At 40.9% G+C, this 16,366-nt stretch carries 11 protein-coding genes; 6 read left to right on the top strand and 5 right to left on the bottom strand.

Features of this window, described 5'->3' with window-relative positions:
* Window positions 1-21 precede the first annotated feature (21 nt).
* Window positions 22-3,108 (top strand): ligand-binding sensor domain-containing diguanylate cyclase, encoded by a 3,087-nt coding sequence (locus tag WDB87_RS14420; RefSeq protein WP_286246297.1) that lies wholly within the window; start codon window positions 22-24, stop codon window positions 3,106-3,108.
* A gap of 50 nt (window positions 3,109-3,158) precedes the next feature.
* On the opposite strand, the gene WDB87_RS14415 is transcribed toward WDB87_RS14420, so the two are convergent.
* From WDB87_RS14415 to WDB87_RS14400, 4 genes are all read right to left on the bottom strand, one after another.
* Window positions 3,159-5,270 carry a hypothetical protein gene (locus tag WDB87_RS14415; protein ID WP_337850360.1) on the bottom strand — a complete coding sequence of 704 codons (2,112 nt, stop codon included), beginning with the start codon at window positions 5,268-5,270 and terminating at the stop codon, window positions 3,159-3,161.
* A 196-nt stretch (window positions 5,271-5,466) separates the two neighbouring features.
* The gene (dxs, locus tag WDB87_RS14410; protein WP_286246298.1) at window positions 5,467-7,329 is read right to left on the bottom strand and encodes a 1-deoxy-D-xylulose-5-phosphate synthase; all 1,863 of its coding nucleotides are present in this window, start codon (window positions 7,327-7,329) and stop codon (window positions 5,467-5,469) included.
* A 102-nt stretch (window positions 7,330-7,431) separates the two neighbouring features.
* On the bottom strand, window positions 7,432-8,319 hold the full coding sequence (gene ispA / locus WDB87_RS14405; RefSeq protein WP_337850251.1) for a (2E,6E)-farnesyl diphosphate synthase: 888 nt from the start codon (window positions 8,317-8,319) through the stop codon (window positions 7,432-7,434).
* Between the two features lie 2 nt (window positions 8,320-8,321).
* A complete protein-coding gene (locus tag WDB87_RS14400) occupies window positions 8,322-8,564 on the bottom strand; it encodes an exodeoxyribonuclease VII small subunit (protein ID WP_004586873.1) in 243 nt (80 codons plus the stop codon).
* A gap of 315 nt (window positions 8,565-8,879) precedes the next feature.
* On the opposite strand from WDB87_RS14400, the gene pomA reads away from it, so the two are divergent.
* The 4 genes from pomA to WDB87_RS14380 all read left to right on the top strand — a co-directional run bounded on the left by pomA (window position 8,880) and on the right by WDB87_RS14380 (window position 13,439).
* Window positions 8,880-9,647, top strand: a complete 768-nt coding sequence (gene pomA / locus WDB87_RS14395; protein ID WP_004586874.1) for a flagellar motor protein PomA — start codon at window positions 8,880-8,882, stop codon at window positions 9,645-9,647.
* A 2-nt stretch (window positions 9,648-9,649) separates the two neighbouring features.
* Complete coding sequence (locus WDB87_RS14390; protein WP_286246301.1) at window positions 9,650-10,570, top strand: flagellar motor protein MotB; 921 nt, start codon at window positions 9,650-9,652, stop codon at window positions 10,568-10,570.
* 213 nt (window positions 10,571-10,783) lie between these two features.
* Window positions 10,784-11,269, top strand: a complete 486-nt coding sequence (locus WDB87_RS14385; RefSeq protein WP_286246302.1) for a hypothetical protein — start codon at window positions 10,784-10,786, stop codon at window positions 11,267-11,269.
* A 229-nt stretch (window positions 11,270-11,498) separates the two neighbouring features.
* Window positions 11,499-13,439, top strand: coding sequence for a DNA topoisomerase III (locus tag WDB87_RS14380; RefSeq protein ID WP_337850250.1), 1,941 nt, complete (start codon window positions 11,499-11,501; stop codon window positions 13,437-13,439).
* Between the two features lie 22 nt (window positions 13,440-13,461).
* On the opposite strand, the gene WDB87_RS14375 is transcribed toward WDB87_RS14380, so the two are convergent.
* Window positions 13,462-14,775 carry a M20 metallopeptidase family protein gene (locus WDB87_RS14375; protein WP_337850249.1) on the bottom strand — a complete coding sequence of 438 codons (1,314 nt, stop codon included), beginning with the start codon at window positions 14,773-14,775 and terminating at the stop codon, window positions 13,462-13,464.
* 94 nt (window positions 14,776-14,869) lie between these two features.
* Here WDB87_RS14375 and WDB87_RS14370 point away from each other — a divergent pair, with 94 nt between their 5' ends.
* Window positions 14,870-15,727 carry a tetratricopeptide repeat protein gene (locus WDB87_RS14370; protein ID WP_024031324.1) on the top strand — a complete coding sequence of 286 codons (858 nt, stop codon included), beginning with the start codon at window positions 14,870-14,872 and terminating at the stop codon, window positions 15,725-15,727.
* Window positions 15,728-16,366: the final 639 nt, after the last annotated feature.

Here is a 16,366-nt window from a genome sequence, read left to right as displayed (position 1 = left end):
GTTTAACTAGGTGGCAGCGAAATGATGCGATTTTTACTGGTATGTGTACTGATGTTGTGTGCCATGCCAAGTTGGGCTTCTATTACTGATTACGTTGTTAAGCAATGGAATATTAAAGATGGTCTGCCCTCGCAATCGCTAAAAAGTGTTGTGCAAGATCAGCAAGGCTATATGTGGGTCGGAACACAATTTGGTCTTAGCCGCTTTGACGGCACAACATTCACCAATTACAACACGCAAAATAGTCCCTTCTTACCAAGTAATGGTATTAACAAACTGCTCATAGACAGTAATGGCTACCTGTGGGTGGGCACTAAAAGTGGCTTGGTGGTAATAAACCCGCAAACGCTTGCTGCACAAGAATTTAATATTAAAGGCCCTGTTAGAGACATTTTAGAAGATGCTAAAGGCAGCATTTGGATTGCAGCTAATGGGCTTTATTATGTAGACCGCAACCAAGTTGATTTACGTGATAAAGCGAACGAACTAGTGCCTATTGTAAATGCCACCGTGATCACCCAAATAGTGGGGTCGGTGAGTCAAATGGCGCTTTCTCCAGAGGGAATTTGGCTTGTCAACGACCGCCATTTACTACGCTTAACTAAAAGCGCTTCTGATTTTTCAAAACTCAGGTTGGAGTTAACAGCTAAGGTGTCATTGCCAGAGCGCTTAGCGCAAACCATTGTTCATGATCTGTCTTTTTTAAATGGCAATTTATATTTAGCCTCTGAATTGGGAGCCTACTTTTTAGACTTAGACGATGAGCTAAGACCTTTCCCTTTGCCTAATGCAAGTAACTCCGCCGTGTATAAATTTATGAGCGACACCAATGGTGGCTTATGGGTTTCTACGTATGGACGCCTGCTTTTTAGAGCTAAATCAGGTGAGTGGCAATGGGTTGAACCAAGTCAGTTAGATCAAAGTATTTGGTTTGCCGATATTTACCGTGATAGCCAAAATAATATTTGGCTTGCAAGTTTTAGCGAAGGCTTATGGCTTGCCCACGAAGGGCGTATTGAGCGTCACTCTGCTTTATCGCAAATGACTGAGGCCGTCATGGCAATCAGCCAAGCGCCCGATGGAAATTTATGGGTGGCGAACAAAAGTGGTATTGGTTATTTCGATTTAAATAAAAACTTTGTCAATAAAATACCCAGTGCGCAATTTGGGCGGGCAACCGTACACGACTTACAGTTTGATGGCTCGCGTTTATATATAGCAACGGGTCGAGGGCTATTTTTTTACGAGCAAGACAAATTATATAGTTTTCCTGGTAGAGCGCTGCGCGACAATCCGGTATTTGCTATTAGCCCATCAAGTAAAGGGGGCTTTTGGATAGGGACCGGGCGTGGCTTGTATAGGCTTAGTTACGGCGGGCTAACGCCTTTTGCATACAACGCATTTTTAGGCAGCAAATTTATAACCTACGTGCTTGATAAGGCAAACTTTGGTGTAATAGGAACAAGTAAAGGGGCGTACTACTTTACCGACCGTGGCATTGAAAAAATAGGCGACCAAACTTCGCTCGAAAGTGCCTATATCACTAGCGTATTACACATAGATGGTGTAGGTATTTTAATAGGCTCGCTTAATGACGGCCTATTTTACAGAAGTTTACAAGGACATTGGCGTCAGTTAGATGCAGCCAACGGCTTACCCTATGGCTCTATTTTTAGCCTAGAGTATGACGAAACCTATAAGCGTGTATGGGTAAGTACCATGAAAGGTGTTTACCGTATGCCGGTGGCGCAATTTAAAACAGAGGTGTCGAGCTTAAAAGTGGAAGAGGTTATCTCTTCTTTTGATAGGCAGCTTGATGGTAAAGCAAGCCAGTGTTGTAATGGTTTAGGACACGATGCCGTTGCCATGACCGATTATTCAATGTGGTATCCAAGCTTACAGGGCATTGTAGAAATACCTAAAAACACAGAGTTATTTGGTCTAAATGTATTAAAGCCTAAAGTAGAAACACTGACCACACCACTGCGTGCGTTAACTACCGCAGCACTAGGTGTAAAGCCTTTACTAGATACCGATGAGCGCGACATAACGTTAAAGTACACCGCCATCGATTATTATGCGCCAAATAGTATTGAGTTTAGATATAAGTTAAGTGGCTTAGATAGTGATTGGCGCTATGCTAATGCACGCCGAGAAGCCATTTATACAAACTTACCAGCCGGTTCATTTTTATTTGAGCTTGAAGCTAAACGCCAAGGCGAAGATTGGGACAGAGCGCAAACTGCCGAGTATGCATTTGTAGTACCGCAACGCTTTGACGAAACCATTTACTTTAGACTACTCATTGTTAGTGGATTTATTTTACTGTTTTACTTTATTTTTTGGGTATTTAGAGCGCAAGAGCGCCGAAAGCAAGAAATACTAGAAGCTCTGGTTACAGAGCGTACGTTAGAGCTGCGTCAAGCTAACGATAAATTAGGCCAAGTAAATTCACAGCTTAAACTAGTTAGTCACTCAGATGAGCTTACAGGGCTGCGTAGCCGTCGTTTTTTGTTTGATCAGCTTCCTAAAGATATTGAGCACTTCCAACGTAATGCACAGTCTTTACAAGCGCAAGGTAAGTCGCTTGTACTGCTTATTATTAACTTTGATAACTTTAGCCGTATAAACGATGCGTATGGCCCAATAGCAGGGGATAGCTGCTTACAGCAAATGGCTGCGTTACTTAATTCACGTACCCAAGGCTCGGACTATGTAGCGCGCTGGAGTGGGGATGAGTTTTTATTATTGCTGCGCGATTTTAAGTGCAACATGATTGACAGTTATGCCTCTGATTTATGCCAAGCAATCGCATTAAACTCGTTTCAATTACCAAACGGTAAAACAACCAATATTACTGCTTCATTGGGGTGGTCTTTTTACCCACTACCACTTTTAGGTGGGCAAGTAATAAGCTGGGAGACGTCGATAAACTTAGCCGATATAGCGCTTCACCAGGTTAAAAAGCGCGGTGGTGATGGTGTTGCAAATATTACCTTTGATAAACAGTTGGATGCGTTTGAATTTGAGCAAAATTCGAATGTAGATCAGCAGTTAGGTATTTTACAAAGTAATGGTTTAGCAGATATTAAAGTGTGGATGCGATAATGCCCAACCTACAAAGGTAGGTTAGGCATGATGAAGTTTACGCTATTTTATTATTGGTTTAGCCACGCTGGTAAAATGGCCACTGACTCAGGAGCATTAAATGCCATACTTGCATCGGCACTAATATCTCCCCCAGTCGTACTTAAAATATTATTAAAGCGCATAACCACATTGTTGGACTTTTCAGCAACGTATAAATCGGTTCCGCTATACATAATATCAACAGGGTTCCCTAATAATGTATTAGGCCCGCTAATCGTCGCGCTTATATTAACTAGGCCAGAGGCATTTTCGGTGTTATTTAATACGTAAATTTTACCGTCATCCGCAACCGCTGCACTGCCTACATCAGAAAGTATTAGTGCGCCGCTCAATGAGTCGTAATCTATCCCATGGATATTGGTAGGCCCTGCTACTGCTGTGCCTGAATTTGCTGGTGTTATAAGCCTATCCTCAACTGCAATATTAGTACTACCAGCCATTAGTTTGCTTTTAACTTCGTCAAATACAGCAACGGTTCCATTTGTTAGTGCTACAAAAGCTCGATCAGTGTTTGCATCGTAATCAACATCCCAAGGGCGAGCATCGTTTGCAAACGTAAGCGTCATTAATGGGCTTGCATCCCCTGTGGTGCAAGTTGAAAATATTGAAATACTTGGTGTATCTGCATTATTTTCTGCAACTAAAATCATACCGCTATCAGAAGCCACATCAAGGCCTTTAGGAGATATAAGGCCTGTATTCAAACCAGTAATAATGCTGTCTTGGTTCGTATTATAAGTTTGCCCATCTCTGTTTATTGCCACTTTATTTGAAATAACAATACCGCCAATTGAGGTTGTACTGTTATCGAACGTTGTATAACTATTACCCGCTTTATCAAAAGTTACACTCTCGATAGTTTGACTCGCATTATAGTTGCCAATTTCTGTGTTAAGTTGTGAACTTAATCGACTAATTTGCCCAGTTGTTTCACCTGCCGTGCCCGGATTACTACTTACAGCAACACCTAGCAGCGCCATATTAGCGGTATCACTATCTGAAATGTCAGCCATCTCATTTTGTATACCCAGTTTAGTAATCGACTCTGGTTTAATGGTTGCAGTGGTTAAATCGGGCGCTATATCGCCGCTTTCACCGGCAAATATATTACTAAACACTAAAATAGCATCGTTTGATTTTTCGGCCACACGTAAATCGCTACCTTCAAGAACAATATCTACAGGGTTGCCTAGCATAGTCGCAGGGCCTGAAATACTGCGCGCCACAGAAGTATTACCTTGCGCAGTTGAAGCATTATTAATAACAAAAATCGCGCCATCGGTGGCATCTGATGCGCTGCCAACATCAGATAAAATTAGCTTATCGGTGTTACTATCATAAATAATGCCATGAATATTTACCGATATTTGCACACCATTATCATCGCTTGGTGTAATAGTACGATTTGGCATAGCGGTAAATTCACCGCTTACAAAGTTATCATAAATCGCTACATCACCGTTGGTGAGTGCTACATAAAGGCGGTCGTTTGTGTGGTCATAATCAACATCCCATGGGGCGGCTTCGGTCAGCGTGGCAGCAAGCGGCGCAACATCTCCCGCAGCAGCACTGCCAAACGTGGTAATTTGCATGGCACCAAAATCAGCTATAAATATCAGCCCACTATTTTTTGCAATTGCTATGCCTTTAGGATTAACAAGCGTAGTGGCGGGGCCTGAAATTTCACGGTCTTGATTGTTGCTAAAGCTTGCACCATCATCGCGATTGGCAAGTTGGCAAATAGTTTTAACGCTACCATTTTCGCTGTCGCTTGCTTGTATTAAATTACCGAGACTATCAAAGGCTACGCCTTCATTTGCAGTGGTATTAAAGGTTTTTAATTTAGCGGCGTTCTGGTTTATTAAATCTATGGTGCCTGTGTTTTGTTCGCCGTTATTAGCTAAAATAAACGTAGCGGCACTAAAACCAGGGTTACCGTTTGTGCCATCGCTTCCATCTTGACCATCTGCCCCAGGTGTACCGGCTAAACCATTTTCTCCATCATCGCCGCTACACCCTGAAATACCAAGTACGATCCCAAGTGCTAGTGCTGAAAAACAAAGTGGACGTTTAAGTGAACTGTTTTGTGTATTAAGGTGAGTTAAATTAGCTTTTTTCATCATTTTTACCTTTTAATGTTCCATCAAATGAAAGTAAATAACGTGCCTGTTTATACTCCTCAGTACGTACTATTTACTGTGTTAACCTCACAGGAATAACGCATAGAAATACGCATTGGATGCAAAAATTTAAAAATAAAAAACAAAAAAGGAGCCATCAGGCTCCCTTTAAAAAACTAGCTAGCTAGCTAAATAACTAAGCGATAAACGATTTTATTGAATTTAAAATACCTTGCTCGCCTAAGCCCATTTCATCGTGCATTTGCGCTTGCGTGCCGTGTTTAATAAATTCATCAGGAATACCTAAATTAAGCACTTTGATGCTGGCTTTTTGCGCTGCTAAATACTCATTAACCGCTGAGCCTGCGCCACCACAAATAGCGTTGTCTTCAAGCGTTACTATTACATCATGAGTTTGGCTCAGCTCATCTAATAAACGTGTATCAAGTGGCTTAATAAAACGCATATTAACAAGCGTTGCACCTAGTTCATTTGCAGCAAGCTGTGCGTTTTCAAGCAATGTACCAAAGGATAAAATAGCAACTTTAGCGCCTTGCTTAATGGTATTGGCTTTACCTAGTTCTAATAGCGTCATTTCGCTTTGAATATCGGCAGTACCGGCACTACCACGAGGGTAGCGAACTGCTACAGGGCAATTAGCCTTATAACCGGTATAAAGCATATGGCGGCACTCGTTAGTATCACTTGGGGCCATAATAACCATGTTTGGAATACAGCGCATAAAGCTCAAGTCGTACGCACCTTGGTGTGTTTCGCCGTCGGCGCCCACAATACCAGCACGGTCTATAGCAAACAGCACAGGTAGGTTTTGCAGTGCAACATCGTGGATAAGTTGATCATACGCACGTTGCAAAAAGCTCGAGTAAATAGCTACAACGGGTTTTAGCCCTTCACAGGCAAAACCGGCGGCCAATGTGACAGCGTGCTGCTCTGCTATAGCAACATCGAAATACTGCTCTGGGTGTTCTTTTGAAAAACGCACCATACCTGAGCCTTCACGCATTGCCGGCGTAATAGCCATTAATTTTTTATCTTGCTCGGCCATATCACACAACCAATCACCAAACACCTTAGAGAAAGTGGCGGCGCCAGGTTTAGATTTAGGTAAGCTTGATGTATTAGGGTCGAACTTTGGCACACCGTGATAGCCAATAGGATCAGCTTCTGCCGGTTTGTAGCCTTTACCTTTTTGGGTTTTTATATGTAAAAGCTGAGGCCCTTTTAAATTACGCATATTACGCAGTGTATCTACGAGCATATTTACATCGTGGCCATCAATTGGGCCAATATAATTAAGACCTAGTTCTTCAAAAAAGGTACCTGGAATAACCATTCCTTTAAGGTGCTCTTCTACTTTACTGGCAAGTTCTTTAACAGGAGGCACGCCAGAGAGTAACTTTTTACTGCCTTCGCGAATATTTGTGTAAAAGCTGCCAGATAAAATACGCGCAAAGTGGTTGGTTAACGCACCGACGTTTTCAGAAATCGACATTTCGTTATCATTTAAAATGATTAACATGTCAGATTTTACATCGCCTAAGTGGTTCATGGCTTCAAATGCCATACCTGCTGTAATCGCGCCATCGCCTATAACGGCAACAGTTTTACGGCCTTTACCTTCTTTTTGAGCCGCAATAGACATACCAAGTGCTGCCGAAATAGAGGTACTTGAATGGCCTACGCTAAAGGTATCGTATTGGCTTTCTTCACGAAAAGGGAACGGATGTAATCCATCTTTTTGGCGAATTGTATGCATTAAATCGCGTCGACCCGTCAAAATTTTATGTGGGTACGCTTGATGGCCTACATCCCATACAAGGCGATCTTCTGGTGTGTTATACACATAATGAAGCGCAACGGTAAGCTCAACAGTTCCTAAACCAGACGCTAAATGGCCGCTACTTTGCGAAACAGAGTTGAGTAAATAGTCTCGTAACTCGTTGCTAAACGCAGGGAGTTTGTCTTGCGCTAAATCGCGTAAGTGGGCTGGTTCGTCAACCAAGTTAAGTAATGGATACTTGCTACTATCAAGTGTCATGGTATTTATTTTATCCTTCGCTAACAGCGGTGCTAACTTATTAGTTGTTACCGCTGCTGAGTAATAATGTCAGTGCTAAATGGCAATACGTATATGTAACACTCAATGGTCACGCTTAATCAGGTAGTTTGCCAGCGCCGCTAGAACAGAGGTATCAGCATCTATTTTGTTTAATGCTTGATGCGCTTGCTCTATTAAATTTTGCGCCATTTGTTTGGCACCTTGCATACCTAATAAGGCCGGATAAGTTGCTTTATTCGCCGCTAAATCAGAACCTTGTGGCTTACCTAGAGTAAATGTGTCACCTTCAACATCTAAAATGTCGTCGTGCACTTGAAATGCCAGCCCTATAGCATACCCAAAAACACTTAAGTTTTCTAAGGTTTGTTTGTCTGCTTTTTCGCTACATAATGCACCTAATGTAATGGCACAGTTGATTAAGGCACCTGTTTTTAACCTATGAATTCGCTCAAGCTGTTGTACTGTAATCATTTTATCAGTGGCTGCAATATCTAACCCTTGTCCGCCTACCATACCTTCAAGCCCTGATGCTTTAGCCAGTTCGCTGATCATTTTTACTTGGGTTGCCGCGCTGCAGGTAAATTTGTGAGCCGAGATTAGCTCAAAGGCTAATGTTTGTAGTGCATCGCCCGCTAAAATTGCATGCGCATCGCCAAACTCTATATGGCAAGTTGGGCGTCCACGACGAAGGTCGTCATCATCCATAGCGGGTAAATCATCGTGCACCAACGAGTAGCTGTGAATACACTCAATAGCAGCAGCCAGAATATCTAAATCTTGCTTATTAGCTCCGAGCATTTCACCACTTGCGTAGACTAAAAAGGGGCGTAAACGCTTGCCACCGTTAAATAAGCCGTACTGCGTGGCTTCTTTTACTGCGTGTGCGGTATCAAGGGGTTGATCAAAGTACTGTTGCAGGGTCTTTACGACATCTTGTTGAGCACATTCTATTTTTTCTTGTATGCTCACGGTTATTCCATATCGTTGTTAAAGGAAGTAAGCGCTGCTTTTTCGTCATTACCCATCAAAATAGACACTTTTTGTTCTGCTTGTTGTAACTTACCTGTTGAGGCGTTAGCTAAGGCTATACCACGCTCAAATTGCTTTAACGACTGTTCAAGCGATAAGTCACCTTGTTCCATTTCACCAACAATGGTTGAGAGTTCTTCGAGTGCTTGTTCAAAACTTAGGTTTTCAGGTTTTTTAGTCGCCATGTTTAATTTCAGCCAGCATGATAAATTTAGGAGCCAATTTTAGGGGGAATGCTAAACTAGGTCAAAGGATGATCGTTGTTTTTTGAGTTATATCAGTTTAAATCGTATTTTTACCATGTATAAGATGCGTATTAACGCTCACTGTGTACAATAAAATTAATCAGTCGCTAGGCGAGCAGGGTATCTTGATCTAAAATTAGGCCAAACACAGTGTTTTACACTTTTTTCAAAAATGGCTTAAGTATTTCAGTATCTTGCCGATAAGCAGTTAATAATAAAAGTTTGAATAACAAAGTATAATACTTTGGAGGAAATGTGGATTTAGCAACCATAATTGGGATCCTTGGCGCAATTGGTTTAATTGTCATGTCCATGTTTATGAGTAGTAGCGGCGAAATGGGTATGTTTGCCGATGCGCCTTCTAGTGTAATTGTATTTGGTGGCTCACTATTTATTGTGTTATCAAACTTTACCTTGTCGCAGTTTTTGGGCATAGGTAAGGTTGTTGGTAAAGCATTTATGTTTAAAATCGAATCGCCAGAAGAGCTTATCGAAAAAGCAGTTGAACTTGCTGACTCTGCTCGTAAAGGCGGTTTTTTAGCCCTTGAAGAAGCCGAAATACCAAACCCTTTTATGCGAAAAGGGGTAGATATGCTCGTTGATGGCCACGATGCTGATGTAGTTCGTGCCACGCTTCAAAAAGACATTTCTTTAACTACAACTCGTCACGAACTGGGCGCCGGTTTATTTAAGTCACTTGCCGATATAGCCCCTGCAATGGGTATGATAGGAACGTTAATAGGCTTAGTTGCTATGTTATCTAACATGGATGACCCTAAAGCCATCGGCCCTGCAATGGCGGTGGCATTGTTAACGACTTTATATGGTGCATTTTTAGCAAATGTAGTGGCTATTCCTATTCAGGTAAAACTGGAGCTTCGTAAAGATGAAGAGGCCATGAATCAGCGTCTAATATTGGATGCTATTTTAGGTATTCAAGATGGCCAAAACCCGAAAGTAATTGAAGGTATATTGAAAAACTACCTTGCTGAGTCTAAGCGCAAAGTAGATACCGAGGAGTAACCATGTCTGATCAAGAGTGCAAATGCCCACCACCAGGTCTGCCCGCTTGGATGGGAACATTTGCCGACTTAATGTCGCTTTTAATGTGTTTTTTTGTACTTTTGCTCGCGTTTTCAGAAATGGATGTACTTAAATTTAAGCAAATAGCAGGCTCGATGAAGTTTGCTTTTGGTGTTCAAAACAAAATAGAAGTAAAAGACATTCCAAAAGGGACCTCAGTTATTGCTATGGAATTTACTCCAGGCAAGCCTGAGCCTACCCCGATAGAAACCATTCAACAGCAAACCGTTGAAATGACCCAGCAAATGCTTGAGTTTCAAGCGGGTGATGAAAGCTCCGCTGGTGGTAGACAAGAACAACGTGGCGATAAGCGTGGTGGAGAGTCACGTAGTACATCGCAGCAGCAATCTTCAGAGCAAGCAACTTCAGCGGCCGATCAAGAACAAACAAATGAGCTAGTGAAAAAAATAGCGCAACAGCTCGAAAAACAAATTATAGACGGGGCAATTGAGCTTGAATCCCTCGGTCAGCAAATTATTATTCGTATCCGTGAAAATGGCTCATTTCCCTCAGGGAGTGCATTTTTACAGCCTAAGTTTAAGCCCATAATTCAAGATATTGGTAAATTATTAAAAGATGTACCTGGTGAAATTACGGTTTCGGGGCATACTGATGATTTTCAGGTTTCAAACGAGTTATATATTAATAATTGGGACTTATCGTCAAAACGCGCGGTAGCAGTAGCAAGTGAATTACAAACTGTTCAAGGGTTTGATAAAAACCGCATGATGGTAGTAGGGCGCGCTGATACACGCCCGCTGGTGCCAAACGATTCAAACGAAGATAGACGCAGAAACCGCCGAGTTGAAATATCAATTTTACAAGGTAAGGCCAAAGAGTCAGACCCTATTGATGTACGCTAGGTTATTGCCTAGCGTTAAACTTTAGTAAATTAGTTTCTTTTTAAGGTACTTTATCCCTTCAAGTATCTTGGCAATCTCATTATTTTAGCTTACAGTACATTTCCTTAACATATGTAATGGAGTGCCTGTGAAAATAATCAATAAATACTGCGATATGCCGGGAAATGGTGATGGTACCGACGACGATACAAAAGAGAAATAAGGTAAAACATTTTGCCTGATTGGTTTTTGTATTTCGTTAGTATTTTAAGTAAAAGCTGGGTCTTTATGCTAAGCCCGGCTCTTTTATTATTTTTTATATTTAAAGATTACCTAGCCTTTAGGTTTGCATTACTGACCGTCGCTTTCTTCTTCTTTGGGGGGATAACAGCCTCTAGCTTGAGAGAGTTTGACGATATTTATATTTATCGTTATTTAGTATGGGCGGCTACCGATATTATATGGATGGCGTTAATAGCTTATTGGGGAATAAAAGATAAAGTTTATTTATGGCAATGCGTTATTGGTCAGTTAGTGGTTATTGGCGCACCTATATTACAATTATTCAGATTAGTTGACCGTCACCTTTGGGATTTAGCGTACAGCACCATTATTTACAAAACGTTAATGCCCTTTATCAACATTGGCACCGTCATAGTGTGTTATTTACCTTTAATCATGCTCTTAGCTAAAAAAAGTAATACCAATCCGCATAAGTAAGTGATCTATTTTGAGGATGGATAAACGTATTGATAGCAAGGCAAAAAATTCGCTATTTAGTTGTTCTAAATGAGAATTTTTTAACGCAGATAGCGACACGTTTAGCCCCGCAAAATGATTAGATATTATTACGGATTGGTATAATACCCCCTAAGAAATAGAAAGCGCTCCATCTTCTAAATAGCTGTGCTAAACTACTGTTCATATAAACAGTTAATGAGCAACTCCCATGAAACTCTATATCGCAGAAAAGCCATCACTTGGCAGAGCCATTGCTGATGCATTGCCAAAACCACATAAAAAACACGAGGGTTATATAGAAGTGGCTAATGGTGACTGCGTCTCGTGGTGTATAGGGCATTTGCTTGAGCAAGCTGAACCTGATGATTATGATGCACGTTTTAAAAAGTGGCAATTTGAACACCTTCCCATAGTGCCACAGCAATGGCAGCTCAAGGCAAAAACGAAAACGCGTAAGCAATTAACTATTTTAAAAAAGCTAATTAAGCAGGCATCAGTACTCGTGCATGCTGGCGATCCCGATCGCGAGGGTCAACTTTTGGTAGATGAGGTAATAGAGCAAGCAAAAATAAGCAAAACTAAAAAGCAAAGTATCCAACGTTTACTTATTAGCGACTTAAATTTAGCTGCCGTAAAAAAAGCGCTTAATACTATGCGTTCAAATCGTGAATTTATTCCACTTAGTGTATCAGCGCTTGCACGTTCTCGTGCTGATTGGTTATTTGGTATGAACCTTACACGTGCTTATACACTGGCGGGTCAAAAAGCAGGTTTTGGCAATGTGTTGTCGGTGGGTCGTGTACAAACTCCAATTTTAGGCTTAGTGGTTAATCGAGATAACGAAATAGCTAACTTTGTATCTAAACCATTTTATGAAGTGTTAGCACATTTATTAACTTCCGAGCAGCAAAGCTTTGTGGCCAAATGGGTGCCAAGCAAAGCCTGCGAGCCTTATCAAGATGAAGAAGGGCGTGTATTAAATAAAGCACTCGCTGAAAATGTTGCCTCGCGAATAGCCAATCAGCCAGGCGAGGTTACAGCGCTTGAACAAAAACAAAAAAAACAAAGCGCGCCACTGCCTTACAATTTATCGGCACTGCAAATAGATGCAGCAAAGGCATTCGGTATGGCTGCTCAGCAAGTGCTCGATATTTGCCAAACGCTCTATGAGCGCCATAAATTAATTACTTACCCTCGCTCAGATAATCGCTATTTACCTAAAGAGCAGCATTTAGATGCGCCTGCAATTTTAAAGGCAATTGCAGCTAACGGCGGTCAAAATACTGAGTTTGTGAATGGGGCAGACGCTAAAAAACGCAGCAAATGTTTTAACGATGCAAAAGTGGCTGCGCACCATGCAATTGTTCCTACCGCCAAACAATTAAAAACAGCGACTTTGGCGCCTGATGAGGCAAAAGTGTATCAACTTATTTGCAGGCATTACCTAATCCAGTTTTACCCCGATTACATTTATAACGAAACCAAAGTAGAGGTAACAATTGCGGGAGGTTTATTTAAAGCCAGCGCAAAGCAAGACGTAAGCTTAGGGTTTAAGGTATTAATGGGTAAAGCCGAGCTAAAAGATGAAGCAACCTTGCCTCGTTTAACAAAAGGAATGGTGCTTAACTGCACTAAAGGTGAAGTGGTAGAAAAACACACTACGCCACCGTCTCATTTTACTGATGCAACATTGCTAAGTGCCATGACCGGCATTAGTCGTTATGTAAAAGATGCGCAAATTAAAAAGATCCTCAAAGAGACCGATGGATTAGGAACAGAGGCAACCCGCGCAGGAATTATCGAATTATTATTTAGGCGTCGTTTTTTAAAACGAGAAGGTAAAGCAATTAAAGCAACGCAAACAGGTTTGGCACTTATTAGTGTTTTACCAGAGGGCTTAGCTAGCCCCGATTTGACCGCTAAATGGGAGGCGAGTTTAGGCAATATTGCTCAACAAGCAATGAGCTACCAACAATTTTTACAGCCACTGCTGGTGGAGCTTGAAGGTTTTGTAAAGCAGGCAGCTAATTGTGATAGCCATATATTTTCAAAGCTTCCTAAAGCACCGCCTAAAAAGCGCTTTGCTAAGCGTGCTAAAAAAGCATCATTTAAAAAATCAAACTATAAAAAGAGCTCAGCAACTACTTAATCGCTGAGCTTTCAAATACGGCTTATTTTTTATTAAATAACGCAACTGCAGCGTTACTCATGGCTTTTATACCGGTAGGTAATGCTACTTTATAATCTGGCGCAAATTTACTTGAGTGTAATGAAGGGAGTGTTTGGTTACTTTTTATCGCATTTGTATATTGCTGCTGGTTTACACCACCTAACCAAAATAACGTAATAGGAATGTTTTCGTCAGTTCTACCGTACAGTCCAAAATCTTCACCAGCCATAACCGCCTTTGTTTCAAGTACATTAGTTGCGCCAATTGCATCAGCAATAGCACGTCTAACAATATTTGTTTGCTCTGGGTTATTGTAAGTAGATGGAATAGACTCCTCTTCGTGTACATGAACAACAGGGTAGTGTGGCTCACTAAGGCCTGCACTTTGAGCAATACCGGCTGTAATACGTTTTATTGCAGCTATTTGCGCCTCACGTACCTCTGGATTATAGCTTCTAAGAGTAAGCTGAAGTTTTACTTCATCGGAAATGACATTATGCTTTGAGCCACCATGAATAGAGCCCACAGTTACAACTGAAGGTTCAAGTGGAGAAAGCTCGCGGCTAGTGATTGTTTGTAATGCTAATACTGTCCGCGCCGCAATAACTACAGGGTCTACGGTAGTATGCGGGTAGGCGCCGTGTCCGCCTTTACCTTTTATCGTTATATCTACCGAATCAACACTTGCCATGGTGTATTCATTTTTCATTGATACCTTACCTGCAGGTACGCTGGCGCTTACATGCAGCGCAATAACATGATCAGGCTTAGCATATTTACTAAATAAGCCTTCACTTAACATGGCTTTTGCTCCACCGCCAACTTCTTCTGCAGGTTGAGCAACCATCATTAACGTTCCTTGCCACTCGTTTTTATGGGCAATAAGTTGCTCAGCAGTACCAATAAACGAACTCATATGTATATCGTGGCCACAGCCATGCATTACACCTACTTTATTCCCCTGCTCATTGGTCACTTGTACTTTAGATGCATAAGGTTTACCGGTTTGCTCTGTGATTGGGAGGCCATCGGTATCAGTACGAATCATTATTGTAGGGCCGACGCCATTTTTATAAATTCCTACCACACCAAAGCCACCCACATTATCTGTTACATCAAACCCAAGTTTTGTTAATTGCGATGCTATTTTTTGGCCAGTTTCTTGTTCATGATATGAAAGCTCTGGAGATTGATGTAAGTCGAGGTAAAACTTTTCAATAGCTGGCATACTCTTAGTTAAATCTAAGTTTAGTGACTTAGCATAAGTAAGTGGGCTTGCTATCATAAATGCTGCAGCTAGATAGGTGATTTTCATGTTTTCCCTCATTATTTGAAAGTATTTAATACTTGTATTTATTATGTTCGTCTCCATATAAAAACCTAAATAAATGAATATGGCAATTAATTCAATGAGCAACATAGTTAGTATCAACGCACAAAACCTTCAGCAAGTACTCGGTGAAACATCACAACAAAAGTTGGTGCTGCTTAACTTCCACTCGCCACAAAGTCCAGAGTGTATTAGCCAAATCGGCATATTAGAAAATTTAGCTACGCAATATAAAGACCATATTGTAGTGGCTAATCTTGATTGTGACGCAGAACAAGCACTCGCCTCGCAATTAGCGCAGCAGGTTGGCTTACAAACATTACCTACACTTGTGTTGTTAAAAGATTCAGCGCCAGTAGATTTATTAGCTGGTGCTCAAACAGACGCGCAAATTCGCGAAGCCCTGAGTAAGCATTTACCAGCACAACAAGACCTACTTCTTGAACAAGCAAAACAAGCATTATTAAAGTCGGATCTAAATGCTGCATTTAATTACGCAAAGCAAGCGTATGAAATAGACAGTGCAAACGCACGTATAAAGCTTGTGTTAGCCGATATATGCATTCAAATACACAAGTTAGATGATGCTCAAGCACTCATTGATACAATTGACGCCCAAGAGCAAGATGCTTATTTTCATAATATAAAAGCTAAATGCGAAGCGGCTCTAGAAGCTACAGACTCGCCAGAGATAAAAGAAAAGCAATCTCAAGTAGAAAAGTACCCAAATGACTTAGACCTGAAAATAGAGCTAAGCCAATTGCTAAATGATGCAGGACGAAAAGAAGAAGCACTCGAAACACTGTTCAGCGTACTTAAAAAGGATCTTAATTTTAATGACGCTAAAGCAAGCTTTTTAGCAATTATCGCTTCTCTACCAGATGGAGATGCACTTGCAGCAAAATACAGAAGAAAGCTTTATAGTATTTTGTATTAATACGCGCAGTTAATAAATTAACTTAAAAGCACCTTATAGGTGCTTTTTGCGTTTTATACATAGGTATATTTAAAATAATCTGGGCTTTGCATATAGAGTTAGCTTGTTTTTTGTACTTATTTTGGCTGTTTAGAGTGAAAAATGCACGAAAGAGCTTTTATTTATAGTTTTTAATAAAAAACGCTTGCGTAAAAAATCGTTCTCCCTATAATGCGACCCCACTGAGACGGCAGAGCAGGCAACGCTTAGCGAGGTAAGCCAACCACTTAGTGAGTCGAGTAAAACTTAGTTTTAAAAACTTTCAAGTTTAACAAAGTTAAGTATTGACAAAAAAATAGGAAAGCGTAAGATGCGCAGCCCTAGCGAGATAAAGTTTAACACTTTAATCGCAACGTTCTTTAACAATATAAAGCAATCATCTGTGTGGGCACTCGTACAGATTGAGTTCTAACAGCCAAGCTTAGTTTACTAAGTGAGGCAAACAAATTTAGAGTCTCAATTGAAACTGAGTGACCAACAGCAATAACTACTCCGGTAGGAATTGCAGCACAGTCAATTCAATATCGAAAGATATTAAATAATTCAGAATTCATTGAGCTGTCGAAAGACAAAAAACTTTTTAATTGAAGAGTTTGATCA

The organism is Pseudoalteromonas sp. C12FD-1, assembly GCF_037414265.1.
Classification (GTDB): domain Bacteria; phylum Pseudomonadota; class Gammaproteobacteria; order Enterobacterales; family Alteromonadaceae; genus Pseudoalteromonas.
The sequence above is the reverse complement of the archived record's forward strand: the minus strand, read 5'-3'. Positions and strand labels throughout refer to the sequence as shown.